Annotated in this window: 14 protein-coding genes; 8 read left to right on the plus strand and 6 right to left on the minus strand. The window is 69.2% G+C overall.

Going from position 1 to position 14,843, the window contains the following annotated elements; genetic code table 11:
• The first annotated feature begins 64 nt into the window (after positions 1-64).
• Genes VF584_16905 through pnuC form a run of 4 tightly spaced genes read left to right on the plus strand, consistent with a single transcriptional unit; the run spans position 65 to position 2,554 of the window.
• The gene (locus VF584_16905) at positions 65-1,018 is read left to right on the plus strand and encodes a carbon-nitrogen hydrolase family protein (GenBank protein HEX8211858.1); all 954 of its coding nucleotides are present in this window, start codon (positions 65-67) and stop codon (positions 1,016-1,018) included.
• A 32-nt stretch (positions 1,019-1,050) separates the two neighbouring features.
• On the plus strand, positions 1,051-1,380 hold the full coding sequence (locus tag VF584_16910) for a DMT family protein (protein ID HEX8211859.1): 330 nt from the start codon (positions 1,051-1,053) through the stop codon (positions 1,378-1,380).
• On the plus strand, positions 1,374-1,988 hold the full coding sequence (locus VF584_16915) for a TIGR04282 family arsenosugar biosynthesis glycosyltransferase (protein HEX8211860.1): 615 nt from the start codon (positions 1,374-1,376) through the stop codon (positions 1,986-1,988). Before VF584_16910 ends, VF584_16915 begins: the two co-directional genes overlap by 7 nt.
• A gap of 2 nt (positions 1,989-1,990) precedes the next feature.
• Positions 1,991-2,554 (plus strand): nicotinamide riboside transporter PnuC, encoded by a 564-nt coding sequence (pnuC, locus tag VF584_16920; protein HEX8211861.1) that lies wholly within the window; start codon positions 1,991-1,993, stop codon positions 2,552-2,554.
• A gap of 32 nt (positions 2,555-2,586) precedes the next feature.
• Here the strand turns inward: pnuC and VF584_16925 are convergent, their stop codons facing one another.
• The 5 genes from VF584_16925 to VF584_16945 form a co-directional block, all read right to left on the minus strand.
• A complete protein-coding gene (locus VF584_16925) occupies positions 2,587-3,891 on the minus strand; it encodes a HipA domain-containing protein (protein ID HEX8211862.1) in 1,305 nt (434 codons plus the stop codon).
• Between the two features lie 334 nt (positions 3,892-4,225).
• The gene (locus VF584_16930) at positions 4,226-4,921 is read right to left on the minus strand and encodes a TIGR04283 family arsenosugar biosynthesis glycosyltransferase (GenBank protein ID HEX8211863.1); all 696 of its coding nucleotides are present in this window, start codon (positions 4,919-4,921) and stop codon (positions 4,226-4,228) included.
• Positions 4,918-6,186, minus strand: a complete 1,269-nt coding sequence (locus VF584_16935) for a hypothetical protein (protein ID HEX8211864.1) — start codon at positions 6,184-6,186, stop codon at positions 4,918-4,920. The genes VF584_16930 and VF584_16935 overlap by 4 nt, the downstream gene beginning before the upstream one ends.
• 82 nt (positions 6,187-6,268) lie before the next feature.
• Entirely contained in the window at positions 6,269-6,442 is a 174-nt protein-coding gene (locus VF584_16940) for a hypothetical protein (GenBank protein ID HEX8211865.1), read from the minus strand.
• Positions 6,435-6,788 carry a hypothetical protein gene (locus tag VF584_16945; GenBank protein HEX8211866.1) on the minus strand — a complete coding sequence of 118 codons (354 nt, stop codon included), beginning with the start codon at positions 6,786-6,788 and terminating at the stop codon, positions 6,435-6,437. Before VF584_16945 ends, VF584_16940 begins: the two co-directional genes overlap by 8 nt.
• Before the next feature lie 329 nt (positions 6,789-7,117).
• Here VF584_16945 and VF584_16950 point away from each other — a divergent pair, with 329 nt between their 5' ends.
• From VF584_16950 to VF584_16965, 4 genes are all read left to right on the plus strand, one after another.
• Positions 7,118-7,702 carry a fasciclin domain-containing protein gene (locus VF584_16950; GenBank protein ID HEX8211867.1) on the plus strand — a complete coding sequence of 195 codons (585 nt, stop codon included), beginning with the start codon at positions 7,118-7,120 and terminating at the stop codon, positions 7,700-7,702.
• A gap of 161 nt (positions 7,703-7,863) precedes the next feature.
• Positions 7,864-8,313: a PIN domain-containing protein gene (locus VF584_16955; GenBank protein HEX8211868.1), complete on the plus strand. Its 450-nt coding sequence runs from the start codon at positions 7,864-7,866 to the stop codon at positions 8,311-8,313.
• 44 nt (positions 8,314-8,357) lie between these two features.
• Positions 8,358-8,558 carry a hypothetical protein gene (locus VF584_16960; GenBank protein ID HEX8211869.1) on the plus strand — a complete coding sequence of 67 codons (201 nt, stop codon included), beginning with the start codon at positions 8,358-8,360 and terminating at the stop codon, positions 8,556-8,558.
• A 566-nt stretch (positions 8,559-9,124) separates the two neighbouring features.
• On the plus strand, positions 9,125-9,670 hold the full coding sequence (locus VF584_16965) for a hypothetical protein (protein HEX8211870.1): 546 nt from the start codon (positions 9,125-9,127) through the stop codon (positions 9,668-9,670).
• A 109-nt stretch (positions 9,671-9,779) separates the two neighbouring features.
• Here the strand turns inward: VF584_16965 and VF584_16970 are convergent, their stop codons facing one another.
• A complete protein-coding gene (locus VF584_16970) occupies positions 9,780-14,633 on the minus strand; it encodes an NAD-glutamate dehydrogenase domain-containing protein (GenBank protein HEX8211871.1) in 4,854 nt (1,617 codons plus the stop codon).
• Positions 14,634-14,843 lie beyond the last annotated feature (210 nt).

The following is a 14,843-nucleotide window of genomic DNA, read 5'->3' on the forward strand; positions in this document are numbered from 1 at the left end:
CCGCGCGGCCGGACAGCTAACCGAATCGGCGGACGCACGGAAATCCTCGTTCCACACACCATCGATGACATCAAACATGCTGACCGTCGCCATCGCGCAGGCGGAGGTCGCGCCGGATCTGGAGGCCGGGCTCCAGCGCAGCGCGCAGCTGGCGCGGGAGGCGGCGGAGCGCGGCGCGCAGCTCGTCGCCTTTCCGGAGACCTGGCTTCCGGGCTACCCGGCGTGGCTGGACGTGTGCCGCGACGCCGCGCTCTGGGACCACGCGCCCACCAAGGCCGTCTTCGCGCGGATGGCGCGGGACAGCGTCGCGATCCCCGGCCCCGCCGCCGACTCGCTCGCCGCCATCGCGCGGGAGGCGGCGATCACGATGGTGGTGGGCGTGAGCGAGCGCGTGGAGGCGGGGCCCGGCCGTGGAACGCTCTTCAACTCGCTCCTCACCTTTGCGCCGGACGGGCGGCTGCTGAACCACCATCGCAAGCTGGTGCCCACCTACACCGAGCGCCTGGTGTGGGGCCCCGGCGACGCCGAAGGCCTCCGCGCCGTCGACACCCCCGCCGCCCGCGTGGGTGGCCTGGTCTGCTGGGAGCACTGGATGCCGCTCGCCCGCCAGGCGATGCACGACTCGGGCGAGGACGTGCACGTGGCCGTGTGGCCCACCGCTCACGAGATGCACCAGGTGGCCAGCCGGCAGTACGCCTTCGAGGCGCGCTGCTTCGTCCTGGCCGTGGGCGGTCTGATGCGCGCCTCCGCCCTGCCCCCCGAGCTGGAGCCGCACCCCGGCCGCATCGCATCGCCGGACGCGTGGGTGCTGCGCGGCGGGAGCTCCGTCATCGGTCCCGACGGCCACTACATCGTGGAGCCGGTGTACGACGAGCCCCGCCTGATCGTGGCGGAGCTCGACCTCGGCCGCATCCGCGAGGAGTCCATGACGCTGGACGTCACGGGCCACTACGCGCGCACCGAGCTCTTCGACTTCGCCCCGCGCCGCTCCGGCAAGCGCAGCGCGGGCGAGGGTTGAACGACGATCTCACTGGAGGCCACAGAGAGACGATGACGACCATCCTGCTCCTGATCCTATCCAACGTTTTCATGACGTTCGCGTGGTACGGGCACCTCAAGCACCGCTCGGCCCCGCTGGTGACGGTGATCCTGGTGAGCTGGGGGATCGCCTTTTTCGAGTACTGCTTCCAGGTGCCGGCGAACCGCATGGGCTACGGGCGGTACAATGCGGCGCAGCTCAAGACGATCCAGGAAGTGATCTCGCTGACGGTCTTCGCCATCTTCTCGGTGCTCTACCTGCGCGAGGAGTTCCGCTGGAACTACGCGGTGGGGTTCGCGCTGATCGTGGCCGCCGTCTTCGTGATCTTCCACGAATGGTGACGCTCGTCTTCGTCCGCGCGCCCGTGGCGGGACGGGTGAAGACGCGCCTGGCCGCCGCCCTCGGCGCGGAGGGGGCGCTGCGCGTCTACCGGCGCCTGGCCGAGCACACGCTCCATGAGGCGCGGGCGCTGGGTGGCGAGGTGCGCGTCCACTTCACCCCCGCGGATGCCGGGGCCGAGGTGCGCGCCTGGCTCGGCGAAGGCCCGCTCTACCTCCCGCAGTCCGCCGGCGATCTGGGCGCGCGCATGGAGGCCGCCTTCCGCGCCGCGTTCCATGACGGGGCGGATCGCGTCGTCATCATCGGCTCCGACCTTCCTGATCTTTCCACGGCGCTGCTGCGGCGAGCCTTCGATGCGCTGGAGTCGCACCCCGCGGTGATCGGCCCGGCGCGCGACGGGGGCTACTATCTCCTCGGGATGCGGATGATGATCGAAGGCTTGTTCGATGGCATCCCGTGGAGCACGGACGAGGTGCTCGCCCGCGCGCTGGAGCGGTTGCACGCGGCCGGCATCGAGCCCGCCCTCCTCGACACGCTCTCCGATGTAGACGAGCTGGACGACCTCCCCGCCGGCTGGGCGGAGTGGGCGCGCGATGAGGCGTCACCGTGAGTATGATCGAGTGGATCGCGGCCGCATTCGGTGTTGTAAGCGTCTGGCTGAGCGTGCGCGAGAACGTGTGGAGCTGGCCCACGGCCATCGTCAACACGGCGCTCTACGTCCTCGTCTTCCGCGACGCGCGGCTCTACGCGGACATGGGGCTGCAGGTGATCTACATCGCCATCTCGCTGTACGGCTGGTATCACTGGCTGCACGGCGGCACCGGCCATGGCGAGCTGCGCGTATCCCGCATTCGCCGGCGCGAGCTCCTCTACCTGCCCGTGCTTGCGGTGGCGGGCACCCTGGCGCTCGCGACGCTCCTGAGCCGCTATACGGACGCCACACTCCCGTACCTGGACTCCGCGCTCACCGTGTGCAGCCTGATCGCGCAGTGGCTGATGACGCGCAAGGTGCTGGAGAACTGGATGCTGTGGGTCGCGCTCGACGTGGCGTACGTCGGGCTCTTCATCCACCGCGCGCTCTACCCGACGGCGCTCCTCTACGCCGTCTTCCTCGTTCTCGCCGCGATGGGCCACGTGCAATGGACCCGCTCGTACCGAGCGCACGCACCAGGCTGAACCCTGGCGATTTCGTGCCCATCAACGCGGACTCACCGTGCGCCGAGCTCCGCGGCACAATAGGAGGCACGAGCCGCCACGGCGCGTGCCAACCGCTGGAGGTACTTCGCGTCGAGCCCCTCCTCGTCCACTAGCCGCTCGGCCACGGATGGCGCGGCATCGGCCGATGTTTGCGCCAGCGCCGCGATTCGCTGTGATGTGCTACGGGATAGACGGCTGCGTTGCGTCTCACGCGCCCACGCGTCACGGCCGATCTGATCCAGAGCGGTATGCCCCCCGACCGCCATGGCCATGCGCAGGTTTCGCATCTGCCGGCCCCGCGCCGCGAGGCCGAGGGCGCTCGATAGGTCGTAGAGCGGCGCCAGTGCCGCCTTCGCTCCAGGTTCGATCAGGAGTGAGAAATTCCGAAGGTGCGCATCAGTTCCGGCGGTCAGCCAGGCGTATCCCACGCCCTTGATGAAGTCGTCCACATCACCAGGAGAGGCATAGTCACGCAACAGGTCCACGATTTCCTTGATCCCCGCTCCAGTGTGTGACGCGTACTTGAATGCGGGATCCAGCCCCAGCGCCTGCGCCATATCCTCCTGATGCAGGCGCCGCACGTATCCATCGGCGTCCGCGGATCTGTCGTATCGCTCTACCGCGATCGCACTCTGCCTCTCGAATCGGATTACCCGTGACGCCGCTGCGGGCAATCCCACGGCGCGAGCCAACTGCAGGCAGAAGTGCTCGTTCTCGTTGTGGCCCGTCACCCCCGGCACGGGAGGCTTCAGGATGTGTGTGCTGGCGCGCCACCCGGACGGCCGGCCCCACCGCTGTCCTTCCACATCCCACACCAGAGCGACCTTGCCCAGTGCTCCTGGAAGGCTGAACTGGCCGGTGTGCACGATGCGCCGGTGAGGCGACGCGCGCGCTGCCACTTCTCTCAACAGAGTCTCGATCGCAGCTTCATCCAACCACTCGACCGAGGAGACAACGCGGCCATCCATGATCTCGGCCGCGCGTTCGGGTGCCGCGAACTGGACCGCCCCCACGCAGTCCTCCCCTATCGCTGCAAGCACCGCATACGGATCGTCACGCGACACGCCGAACTCGGCTTCGATCTCCTGAAGCCTCGCCTCGTTGTCCGGGAGCAGGCCGCGCAGCCAGTAGCGGACCCGGGTCCCTTCGTACTCCGGCGCGAAAAGCGAAAGGGCGAGAGATACCGGGTACGCATCAGGATCGCTGAGCCAGCTCTCCGCGTATCGGAAGCGATAGGTATGGGTATCGGCCGTCCTCACCAGGTGGCCCGCGAGGTGTCGGTCGAGAAGCACCGTGAGTTCGCGCGGCACGGTCATTCAGCACCCCCATGGCTCTCATTCGGCCCCCGCGCGTCCAGACGAATACCGAGCGCTCCCAGGGTTCGAAGCACGAGAGCGATCTCCAACCTCTCCCGTCCTCCCTCCAGCGCGGCGATCCACTGGCGAGTGCACCCAACTCGCTCAGCTACCTCCTGCATGCTGAGCCCCTGACGCTTGCGCTCAGTGTGCACCAGGAGCCCCAGCTCACGAATGGTTCTAAGCCTCATGGTTTCGCATCAGTTAACGATCACTAACAATCATCGGTATGTTGATGATCGCTGACATTATCTCCGATGTCAACGTTCGTTAACTTATTCGAGAATGGTAGAGATCAGCGACGCGACGGGTTAGCGTACCGCCGCGCCAGCTCCGCCGGGTCCGCGCCGCGGAAATAGGACCAGCGCAGGCGCCACATCAGCAGGATGGTGCGCGCGACTCCGCGCTCCTCCCAGCGGCGGCTGGAGGTGGTCACGCATGCGCGGAGGCAGAGCGGCGGGCCCAGGCGCTTGAGGGCGCGGGTGATGGCGACGTCCTCCATCAGCGGCACGTCAGGGAAGCCGCCGACACGTCGGAACCACTCGCGCCGCACGAAGATCGCCTGGTCGCCCGTCGCGATCCCGCTCAACCGCGAGCGGATGCCGATCATCCGCTCCACCACGCGCAGGAGCGGATGGCGGCCGGAGAGGCGCACGTCGAAGCGGCCCCATCCCCGCCCCGTGCGCCGCAGCCCGTCGAGCACCAGGGCGTCGGCTCCGTCCGGGAGCTCGGTGTCGGCGTGGAGGAAGAGGAGGACGCCGCCGGACGCGGCGGCGGCGCCGGCGTTCTGCTGAACGGCACGTCCGCGTCGCGACGGGATCACCTGGTCCGCCAGCGGCGCGGCCAGGGCCGGTGTGCCGTCGGTGCTTCCGCCGTCCACCACGATCACCTCGTGGCCACGCTCGCGCAGTGGCTGAAGAGGGGCCAGCGCCTCTCGGATGCCGGCGGCCTCGTCGAGCGCCGGTACGATGATGGAGATCCGCCCGCTCACCTCGCGCCGAGCTCGCCCAGCCTCCGCTCCACCTCGGCCGCGGCGGAGCGTTCGTCCTCGGTGCCGCGCGGGTTCAGCTGCAGCGCCTGCCTGTACGCGGCCACGGCCCGCTCGCGGTCACCCGCGGCGCGCAGGGCGTCGCCCAGGCGCGTCTGCGCGCGGAACGAGCGCGGGAAGAGCTCGGTGGCGGCCGCAAAGATCTCGGCAGCGTCGGCGGCCTTGCCCCACGCCAGCCATTCGCCGCCCAACCCCAGCACCCCTCCCTCGGCCGCCGCGAAGTTGCCCCCCGCCGCCAGCCGCCGGGCGAGCGCCGCGACCTCAGCCGCGCTCCGGCCGGCCTGGAGCGAGTCACGCATCGCCACCTCCAGCGGCACGCGGGCGCTGGAGTAGAAGACCAGCCGGTCGCCGCGCGGGCTGACGACGTACGCGGTCACGTTCTGGAGCTCGGGCCCGGCGAAGCTCCTCACCGGACGCCACACGGTGTCTCGCCCGGGATCCAGCGTGTAAAGCGTGTTCCCCTTCCCCATCAGCAGCGTGCCGCGCGGCGTCCACGCGTGGCTGGTGCGGCCGAGCACGGTGGGCGCGACGTCCGTGACGCGACCGGTCGCCACGTCCACGCGGCGGATGCGGTTGTGGCCGGACGAGTCGGTGCGCGTAAAAGTGACGGCGCGCGCACCCGGCACCCGTTGCGGGGGCAGCGGCGCGGCGGGTGACTCCACATCCCTCGTCTGCCCGGTGCGTGCGTCGAAAAGCGCCACTCGGAAGCGCGACATCGGGCGCATCAGCGCAAAGGTGTTGCGGTCGATGCGCGTGTAGTAGCCCACCGTGTCCGGCCCGGGGAGGAGACCCCGCCGCGGCACGCCGTCCGGACCGTACACCCAGGGGCCGAACTCGCGAAAGAGCGTTTCCGGTTTCCAGCGCACCGCCAGCAGCTCGCCGCCGGGCTCGACGGTGGGACTGTTCTCGTTCTCCGGCGTGCGCGTCACCTGGGTCTCCGCGCCCGTCGCCAGGTCGATGCGGAAGACGTCCGTCTGGCTGGTCGGCCCGCCCCGCTGGCCGGAGAAGACGATGGCGCGCCCGTCCGGGGTGAAGGAGGGCTGCGTGTTGCGCCCTCCCCTCGTGAGGCGCGCCGGCTCGCCCACCTCCAGCCGCCCGCCCCGCCAGCGGAGCTCACTCACGTACAGGTCCACTGGATTAGCCTCCTGCGCGGCCGCGGGCGCGGAGGCGAGGCAGAGGAGCGCGACGGATGCGAAAACGCGGTTCATCGGAAGGTGGTTGGGGACACGTGCCTGGGTAAGGGCCGCCTTCGCCGGAAGCAGCCGACCAGTTCCGTCTTGAGAGCAGCTCCTACTGACTCGCCCGTTCCCGCCTGGCCTGGAGAATGGCGGCGGCGCGCTGGAGCACGTCCATCTCTTCCGCCAGGCGCTCGCTCTTTTCTCGAAGGCGATCGCTGACAAGCGACAGCTCCCGTTCCTTTTCGAGTGCCTCTCGCGCCTTTTTGACGTTTTCGGTCTCAAGCATGCGGTCCTTCCGGGGTGTCGGTTACGTCCAGATAGGGGCTGAGTACCTCGCGCAGTTGCCGAATACGAATCTCCAGAACGCCCACCCGTTGCTCGACCAGGGTAAGACGATCGTTCCGCTGTGAATCGATTTCCGCATTCAGCGTGACCTCCTGCCCCAGCACCTTTGCGGTGCCTTCAACTCGAGTCAGCGCGGGCAGGCCACCTGAATACAGTGCTCGTGCGTTCGCGGGCCGCAGGAAGCGAGCCAGGTACAGGGTCGAGATATAAAGGATTCCTCCCGTGAGCACGAGGAGGAGGAACCGGACGGTCCACAGGAGCGGAAGCCAGAGGAGGATGTGTCCCATGGCCGGAACGCTAGGCGCTAAAATGGCCTTCGGCAATGGAAAACGGGTCCTCCCACATACCTCCGCCACGTCCTGCGCGCGGCCGTGCAACTGCTGGCGCGTAGCGTCCGCGCCGGCACCGACAGCACGGAGTCAGGTAGACCCGCGTCGTCCGGGATCAGAGCGGCGAGGGGTCTAGTCTACGTCGCCGCCACCGCGCGCCAGTCCGGAGAGGCGCGAGCCGACGCATCCGGCAAGGCCCGGCACGCGGTTGTAGATCCAGTTCCGTGTGAGCCGCGTACCCTTTGGCAAGAGACAGTCTGAACGAACCTTGTACAAGGATGGAAGAAATGAAGAAGATGATCGCGATGGTGATGGTCGCCACGGCCATGACGGCGGGAACCGCTTCCGCGCAGGCGAGCCGTGCCAATGCGGCGGGCATGTCGCGGGCGGCGGTGATGGTGGGCGGGCAGTCGATGCTCCCGTCGCGCGACATCGTGGACAACGCGGTGAACTCGGCGGACCACACCACGCTGGTGGCGGCGGTGAAGGCGGCGGACTTGGTGCAGACGCTCAAGGGTCGCGGGCCGTTCACGGTCTTCGCGCCGGTCAACGACGCGTTCGAGAACCTCCCCGAGGGCACCGTCACCACGCTGCTGCGCCCGGAGAACAAGGCGGCGCTCGCAAAGGTGCTGACCTACCACGTCGTCCCGGGCCGCCACACCGCCGCGGACCTGATGCGCATGATCCGCCAGGGGAACGGCAGCGCCACCCTGCGCACCGCCAGCGGCGGCACCCTCACCGCCATGATGAACGGGCCGATGAACGTCTCGCTCCGTGACGAGTCCGGGAACGTCGCGAGCATCTCCACCTACGACGTGCTCCAGTCCAACGGCGTCATCCACGTCATCAACAAGGTCCTGCTGCCGAGATAGTCGCAGGAGCGGGCAAGTGCAGCGGGCGCGCCGGGAACTCTCCCGGCGCGCCCCGCTCTTTTTGTGTGACCCTAAGATGCGCTACGCCATGCAGTTGGCGCATCTGGTGCGCTCTGAAACGACGGCTGTTTTTCAGCGCCTCCCTTCGTATCTTCCGGGGTATGATTCGAATCTACCTCGACAGTTGCTGCTTCAGTCGCTTGTTCGACGAACAGACCCAGACTCGCATCCGGGCAGAGACCGAAGCGATCCGACTGATCCTCAGCGTCGTTGCGCGTGGGGAGTGGGAGTTGATCCACAGCGAAGCGGTCGAAGCGGAGGCCGCGACCATCCCGGACCCGGAGCGACGACGTGAGGTTCTGGCACTCGCGGCCACGGGCACTGTTCGCCTTCCATTCACCCCAGAGCACATCGAGCGAGCCAGGGTACTGAAAATGCTGGGATTCAAAAGCTTCGACGCGCTTCATGTGGTGTCCGCCGAAGCCGCGGGGGCTCACGTGCTGCTCACGACCGACGATGGAATGATACGAAGAGCCCGGCGCTTCACTGACAAGCTGTTTGTGCGCATAGACAACCCGCTCACCTGGTTGCAGGAGGTTGCTCCGAGATGACTGCTCCGACGATAAAGTCCGCGGAGGGGATCCTGTGCAGAGTCATGGAGGAAATCGAGCGCGATCTGGGCCCCGAGGGGACGATCGAATTCCTCGAACGGTTCAAACCCGGGAAAGGCGACTATACGGCTGAGCGGCACAAGATCCTCGACCGGATCGACCTCTCTGAAGTGCCTGCGCTCGTGGCGGAGCTACGACGCGATGGCCGCCTTCCCTGTGTGGAAGACGACAACCGGGAGTCCTGAGTCGAGAGCGGATCGCACTCTCCGGTTCTAGCCTGATCTGCTCGCTACGCAACCACCCCGACGTAAGCCTGCCCTTTCGTCGGCTCAGGCACCGGCAGGCCTTCCAGACGCAAGCCCTCAAGGCGGAGATCCACCGCTTGCCGCACGTTCGCTTCCACGTGTCGCCCCGGTGCTGATGCAGGCTGGCAGATCGGGTGAGTGCGTGGAGGAGCCGGTCCCCGTCTCTTCGACAACGATCGGATAGCGCTTCATTGCTTGGTCGTTTGGGGATGCGGGGGAGGTCCCCAAAGTGACTCGGCCGCCCAGGCTATGCGGCGCAATGTCTCGTGGACGAGCATAACACACAGTCATCCGAAAACCGGTTCGTACGGTGGTTCAGAGCGCGCGCTGCACGCTCCTTTCGCTGACGGTTACGCCGTTGCCCCACGGCGTGTCAGGAGGGCGAGCGCGTGAAGATCAGCAGGCGGAGGCCAGAGGTTCGGTAGCTTTGCCTACTGTGTGGGCCTAGGGGAAGGGGTATCGTGCGGACGAAAGTCAACCGCTTCCACCGCACGGGAGGATGGGCCATGAACGCGCTCCGCTCTCACATCGCGCACGCCGCGCGCTGGCTCTTCGCCAGCCGACTCGCATCGCCGCTCTGGCTGGGGGTGCGCATCTACCTGGGGTCGGTCTGGCTCCAATTCGGGCTCGCCAAGGTCCGGGGAGGGTGGCTCACCGGCAATCCGCTCTATGGGCTGCTGGACGCGGTCGCACGCGGACAGACGCCGGCGCCCGTCCCCGCGTACCGCCACATCGCGCGGGCGCTGATCGACTCCGGCGCGGACCGCATCCTCTCCGCCGCCATTCCGCTGACCGAGCTACTGGTGGCCGCCGCCTTCTTCAGCGGTCTCCTGCTGGTTCCCGCGGCCGTCGGCGCCGTGCTCCTCAACCTGAACCTGATCCTCTCCGGCATCGCGACCTGGCAGTTCGACGGGCGCATCATCGTGCTCCAGCTCCTTCTGCTGGTTGCGTGGCGTGTGGCGGGATTCCTGGGGCTGGGGCAGGTCGTCGCCGCAAAGGCGCCGCGACGGGTGCGCAGAACATCCTTGCTTCTCGGCTATCGACCAGCATGACATCAGGGGTCCGGCGTAGTGCGCCGGACCCCTGATGTTCTTTCTCGTGTTCTCTGTGGTCTCTGTGTGAGCCCGCAGTTGCCGTTCTCCGCGTGAGACCGGCCGATCCTCACCCCGGCGCCACCGCCGTAAGCAGCCGCACCGCAAGCGCGTGGGCCGAGAGCGGCGAGTCGGGCCGCAGCTCGGCGAGGAGCTCGCGGAGGGCGCCCATCTCGCGGCCCCGCTCCTCCTCCAGCGCGGCGAGGGCGCGGGCGGGGGATGCCCCGTCGGCGCGCGCCTGCGTCTCGGCGACCAGGCGGCGCTGAGCAGAGGCGACGTCGTCGGCCAGGGCCTGGGCGTGGCGCCGGTCCCAGGGGTCGTCGCCGGCGGCGGTGCGCAGGCTCTCGCGCAGGCGCGCGGTGCCGACGCGCTCCGAGACCAGGTAGTAGGCCTCGGCGGTGCGCAGCGTCTCCGTGCCCGCGGCGCGGGCGGCGGCGACGATCTCCAGGAGCTGCGGGAGGAAGCGCAGGGTGATGAGCCGCTCCGCCATCGTGCGGTCCACCCCCAGGTCCTGCAGCTCGCCCAGGCGCGACAGGAAGAGGCTCCGGTCCTCGCCCGCCACGAAGCGCGCAAATCCACCGCGCAGCGTCGCCAGCCCCGCGCGCGCCTCGTCGATCAGCGCGGGGGTGGGAGTGTCCGGCGCCGTGTTGGCGAGCACCCAGTGCGTGGTCGCCTCCAGCACGCGCGCCAGCCCGGAGAGCCAGCGGTACACCGTCTCTGACGGGAAGCGCCCTTCCAGCGTCGCGAGGTCCGTGCGGATCTCCGGCGCGCCGGCGATGCGCGAGGCAACCAGCCATGCGCGCACCACCCGCGGAATCGCCACCCCCGAGTCGCGCGAGACGCGGTGGAGGAACGACGAGCCCATCAGGTTGCCAAGATCGTTCACCAGCTCCGTCGCCACGATCTCGCGGCGGAGCTGGTGGGCGTGCACCAGCGACTCCCCCGCGGCTTCGACGGCAGCCGGCGGGAAGTAGTGCACCAGGTAGCTGTCCATCGCCGGATCGTCCAGCACGTCGCTCTCCAGGAGCTGCGCCTTGGCGTACAGCTTGGAGTGCGCCAGCAGGACGCTCAGCGTGGGGCGGGTGAGCCCCAGCCCCTCGCGCGCCCGCTCGCGGATCTCCTCCGGCGCGGGGATCCCCTCCTGCTCGCGGTTGAGACGCCGGTCGCGCTCGAGCTGGCCGATGAGCGCCGCGAAGTCGTCCAGCGCTTCCCTGGAGCGCGTCTGGTCGAGCGACACGGCGAGCGACTGGCCGATGTTGTTGCGCAGCACCAGCTCGCTCACCTGGTCCGTCATGGAGGCGAGGAGCTCGTTGCGTCCGTCCAGCGTCAGCCCGCCTGCTTCGACCACGCGGTTGAGGAGGATCTTGAGGTTGACCTCGTGGTCGCTCATGTCCACGCCGGCCGAGTTGTCCAGCGCGTCCGTGTTGAGGCGCACGCCTTTGAGCGCCGCCGAGATGCGCGAGCGCTGGGTGAAGCCGAGGTTGCCGCCCTCGCCCACCACCTGGCAGCGGAGCTCCTGCGCGTTCACCCGCACCGGATCGTTGGTGGTGTCGCCCGCGTCGGCGTGGGTCTCCTCGGCGTCCTTGACGTAGGTGCCGATGCCGCCGTTCCAGAGCAGCTCCACGGGCGCGGTGAGCACCGCGCGCACCAATCCTTCGCCGTCCAGCCGCTCCACATCCTCGGGGATGCCCAGCGCGCGCCGGGCTTCGGGGGTGAGCACGACCTCCTTGGACGCGCGCGGAACGAGCATGGCGCCCGGCGACCAGAGGGCGCGGTCGTAGTCCTCCCACGACGAGCGCGGCAGGGCGAACATCCGCTTCCGTTCCGCGAACGACGCCGCCGGATCGGGGCTGGGGTCGATGAAGACGTGGCGGTGGTCGAAGGCGGCCAGGAGGCGGATCTGCTCGGATAGGAGCATCCCGTTGCCGAAGACGTCGCCGCTCATGTCGCCCACGCCGGCCACGGTAAAGGGCGTGCGCTGGATGTCCTTGCCCATCTCGCGGAAGTGGCGCTTGACGCACTCCCACGCGCCGCGGGCGGTGATCCCCTCGCGCTTGTGGTCGTAGCCGTGGCTGCCGCCGCTGGCGAAGGCGTCGCCCAGCCAGAAGCCGTACTCCGCCGCCACCGCGTTGGCCGTGTCCGAAAGGTGCGCCGTGCCCTTGTCCGCGGCCACCACCAGGTACGGGTCGTCGCCGTCGTGGCGCACCACGTCCGGCGGCGGCACCACCTTCCCCTCGACGATGTTGTCGGTTAGGTCGAGCAGGCCGCGCATCAGCGTCATGTACTGCTGGCGCGCCTCCTCCATCTGCGCGTCGCGCTCGGCGAAGACGCGCTTGGTGATGAAGCCGCCCTTGGAGCCGCTGGGTACGATGGTGGCGTTCTTGACCACCTGCGTCAGCACCAGCCCCAGCACCTCCGTGCGGAAGTCGTCCGGCCGGTCGCTCCAGCGGATGCCGCCTCGCGAAACGGAGGCGCCGCGCAGGTGCACCCCCTCCATGCGCGAGGAGTGCACGTAGATCTCGTAGAGGAGCCGGCTCTTCTTCAGCTCCTCTACGTCCGCGTTGCGCACCTTGATGGAGACGTACGGCACGCCGCCGCTGCGCCCCGTGGGGGTGGCCGCGCCGTGGCGGAAGTAGTTGGTGCGGACGGTGGCGTCGATCAGGTTCATCAGCCGCCGCAGCGCGCGGTCGTCCGCCAGCGAGGTGACCCCCTCCAGCTCGCGGATCAGCTCGCCGTGGATGGTCTCCTGCGCCTCGTCGCGCCCCGTGCGGGCGGGGTCGAAGCGCGTTTCGAAGGCATCCACCAGCAGGCGGGCGATGCGCGGGTGGGCCGATAGCGCGCGCACCGGCGCCAGCCGCGAGGGCACGGCGCCGATCTGCGACGCGTAGTTGGCGTAGGTGCGCAGCACGTCCGCCTGGCGCCAGCGCAGCCCGGCGCGCAGGATCAGGGCGTTGAACGGGTCGCGCGGCGCGTCGCCGGCGCGGGCGGCCAGGAGGCACTCGGCGAGCGCGGGGGCCAGATCGTCGGGGATCGGCTCGCCGTCGCGCGTCTGCACGTTGAAGGAGTAGACGCGCAGCGCGGGCTCGCCGGCGTGCAGGAGCTCAAAAGTGTCCACCTCCAGCACGCGCACCCCGGTGTCTTCCAGGATGGGCATGAAGTCGGAAAGGACGAGCCGCTCGTCCTGCAGGTACAGCTTGAGGACGGTGGCGCCGGGGCTCACCGTCTCGCCTTCCACCGGCTGGCGGATGGCGAGCCCCACCGTCTCGCCCCGGGCGCGCATCCCTTCCAGCTCCATCACGTCGTGAACCGCCGCCGCGGGGATGTTGGCGGCGCGATACTCCTCCCCGAAGCGGGCGCCGTAGGCGGTAGCCAGCCGCCGCGCCTCGCCGGGCTCCACCACACTCGCGAGCGACTCTTCCAGGCGGTCCGCCCAGGTGCGCAGCAGGACGTTCAGCTCGCGCTCGAGCTGCCGCTCCGTCGGCGCCTCCACCGGAGCGTCCTCCGCGTGCAGCGAAAGGTAGAAGTGGAGGCGCGCCTGATCGCCCGAGGAGAAGGCGACGTGGTGCGAGCGCACCGTGCCCCCCAGCCGCTCGGAAAGGAGCGCTCCGATCTGCGCGCGCATGTCGGCGCTGTAGCGGCCGCGGGGGAGGATCACCATGGCGGCGATCTCGGTGCGCAGCGGGTCGGGGCGCAGCACGACGCGCACCTCGTTGCTGAAGAGCTGCCCGAGGACCGCGTTGACCTCGTCGTGGAGCTGCTCGGCCGATGCCTGGAAGAGCTCTTCCTTGGGCATCGACGCCACGATGGAGATGATCTCCTTGTAGTCGTGCGAGCCGGGACGCGTGCCGCTCGCTTCCAGGATGCGGCGCAGCTTCAGCCGCAGCACGGGGACTTCGGACGGGCTCTGCGAGTACGCCTGCGAGGTGAAGAGCCCCAGGAAGCGCCACTCGCCCACGATGTTCCCCGCCTCGTCCAGCTTCTTCACGCCGACGTAGTCCATCCGCGCGCGGCGGTGCACCGTGCTCTCGCGGTTGGCTTTGCTCACCACCAGCAGCGGCCCGCCCACCACGCGAGCGCGCAGCTCGTCCGAGAGCTCCGCCAGCGGCCTGGGCGCGGCATACTGCGACGACTCCGTGTCGGCCAGGATACCGAGCCCGGAGCCGGGGTCGACCGAGAGGACCTCGTCGCGCACGTCGTAGCCGCGGAAGCCCAGGAAGACGAAGTTGCCCTCGCGGATCCAGTGCAGGAAATCCACGTACTCGCGGTACTCGTCCGTGTGCTCGCCGCCGCGCGCGGCGTAGCCCTCCATGGCCGCCGTGGCCGCATCCACCGCCGCCAGCATGCCGTTGAAGTCGCGGGTGGCCTTCACCACGTCGGTGAGGCGGCGGGCGACCTCGTCGCGGATCTCGTCGCGCCGCTCCGGACGCGCCACGTGCGGCACCTCGCAGTGCACCAGCGCCTCCAGCGATCCCGCCCCGCCGCCCGCGCCCGCACCCACCGCCACGATCGCCCCCGCGCCGTCGCGCTCCACGCGCAGCACGGGGTAGATGTAGTGCAGGATGGGGATGTTCTCCGCGTTGAGGTACTCGCGGATGGTGTCCACGATGAAGGGGCGGTCCCCCACCTCGGCGCGGATGGCGGTGACGGGGGCAGGCCACCCTTCCTCGCTGGGATCGACCAGCTCGACGTTCACCTGGTCGGGCCGCGAGCGGAGGAGGAACTCCCACGCCCCCACGGTCATCGCCGCCAGCTCTTCGGGCGAGCGCTCTTCGGCGATGGAGCGCGGCACCTTGGCGAAGAAGAGGCGCGCGAAGTCGCACAGCACGCCCCTGTCGGCGCGCTGCAGGTTGCCGAGGTGGGCGCAGAGGCCGTCCACGGTGACTGCCGGGGCGGCGCCCGTGGCCGCCGGATTCGTCGTGCTCATGCAGGCTTCGGTTCTCGGGGTCGTCCGTTTTTGCCGATCGGGCGCCCAATGTAGTGCGTTGGGCTGGCTTTGGCACGGGGCCCTCACCCCCGCTCGTTCCTCGCTGCCCCCTGCGCACGCCGCGCAGATGCCTCGTAGGGGCGCGATTCATCGCGCCCGTGTCACGGGCCTGCACCGTGACCGCCGAAACACACCGATCCCCCGTAGGGG

It is taken from the genome of Longimicrobium sp. (genome assembly GCA_036389135.1).
Taxonomy (GTDB): domain Bacteria; phylum Gemmatimonadota; class Gemmatimonadetes; order Longimicrobiales; family Longimicrobiaceae; genus Longimicrobium.